General features: G+C 42.8%; 2 protein-coding genes. Both read right to left on the bottom strand.

All coding sequences use genetic code 11. From position 1 onward, the window contains the following. Positions 1 to 193: 193 nt before the first annotated feature. Positions 194 to 670, bottom strand: a complete 477-nt coding sequence (locus tag AC6ROY_RS25300; RefSeq protein WP_500103326.1) for a hypothetical protein — start codon at positions 668 to 670, stop codon at positions 194 to 196. Between the two features lie 2 nt (positions 671 to 672). Beyond that, positions 673 to 1815 (bottom strand): RHS repeat-associated core domain-containing protein (locus AC6ROY_RS25295; protein ID WP_500103325.1); only part of this gene is annotated, 1143 nt, incomplete at its 5' end.

The raw sequence follows: 1815 nt of genomic DNA, 5'->3' as shown, positions 1-1815 counted from the left end.
TCCATTCACATTCATCCTTTCGTTTGCTTGATGGACTCATTGTGAAGGATTTGAACGGCTATGAACAGGTGTAGTCAGTTTGACGCTTACGTAATTCATTCCGCACTGAGTGGGGTCTTTTGAAAAGCCGCCGCGGCCGTGAAGAAAAAGAAATACCACAACACGAGGATTAGTCGCATTGTGGTAAGTAAACTTACTTGCGAAACATTCTACTAAAAATAGATTTCTTAGTAGATTTCATGATGTAATCATAGAATGGTTTATCAGGAAGTATCTTCAATCGAATATCACCGTACGTTGATATAAATCTTTGATACTTTTCACTATAAAAATCCTTTACTCCGTTTAAAAATATTTCTTCAGACATTGGTATAACCGTATTATCCGGTCGTAGTATCTGAACTGCAAGAACTTCATTATTGATTATTTGAAATATTTTGAACCCTTCCTCCAACCCTCTCTCAAACCAAGATAAACATCCCTCAAAACTTACCTCAGCTAAATCGCCATCGACCTCATCAATTCTCATCACAAAAGTATCTTCAACGATAAAATTATCTTCCTGTACCTTGATATTGAATCCCAAACCCATTAACTTCTCGACAAATAACGTGGCATTCCCTTCTTGATTCAGCGGACGGAGTTTCATAAAATAACTTTCCATTCCCATATTCACTCAATCACCTTTACTGGTATTTTTGTCAACCCCATTTGCCTTGCCGCTTCCCACCGATGATGGCCATTAATTATCTCATAAGTACCATTTCCTAAATCCTTAACCAATATTGGTTCATCTATCTTGCCAGTTTGATTTATATAGTTTCTGTGCTTTGACAATGCTTGCTGAGACGGCCCTATGTTAGGGTTGCTAAATTCATCATATGAGTTGGGCTTGATTTTACCAATTTCAACCTCTTTGCCAATGTACTTGGCCTTCATTCCTTTTGCCCAGTTCCAACCTTTTTGTACACCAGATTTTGCACTATTATAAGCAGCAGGAATCCCTTCGACAATTGCGCCCCCTACAAAACCGGAACACTGGTCATCATATGCGCAACCAATAAATGCATCTGTTATTCCTGTAGGGTCGCTTTCTATTCTGAAAGAACCCTCTGGATAATACTTACCCTTATACTCTCCGTTTTCAATTATTGGTTGCCCGAAATAATATTTATCATCATTCCATTTTGAGGTACCAACGTTTCGTTCGACATTTTCTTGACCATTTACTCCTCCGTTACAGCCACCCGGTCTAGACCAATTACCATCAGCAGACGTACACCAATGACCTGTGGGGTCAATGTTACTTAATGGATTATTATGAACATACGTATACAAATTCAAACTAAGCGGATTCGTAATATCCCCTTCATACGTATCCTTATTAATAAACCGCCCCACCGATGGGTCGTAGTACCGCGCCCGCAAGTAATACAGCCCCGTCTCCGCATCGTACATTTCGCCCGCATACTTGAACGGATTGCTGATCTGCTCCACAGGAGAGCCGATCAGGTTACCCCATTCGTCATACTGGTAGCTGTTTTTCACCGCTCCTTGCGTATCGACGATTTGCACGACGTCCCCATGGCCATTGTACAGATAGTAATAAGCTTGTGCAGCCGCCCGGTCCCACTTCGCCAGCAGCCGATCCGGTCCCCAGGCATAGTTCGCCTGAATCGTGTTCGCTTCATCGGCTTCTGCGATGACTTGGCCTGATGGGTTGTACGTGTAGCGCTTTGTTGCCTCCGCCGTCTTTTTCTTCAGCCGCAATCCCTCGGACTCCGGCGCATAGTCGAACTCCACGGTCACGCCGTT

The sequence above is a fragment of the Paenibacillus sp. sg306046 genome, from assembly GCF_059821225.1.
This window is presented reverse-complemented; position numbering and strand designations above follow the sequence as displayed.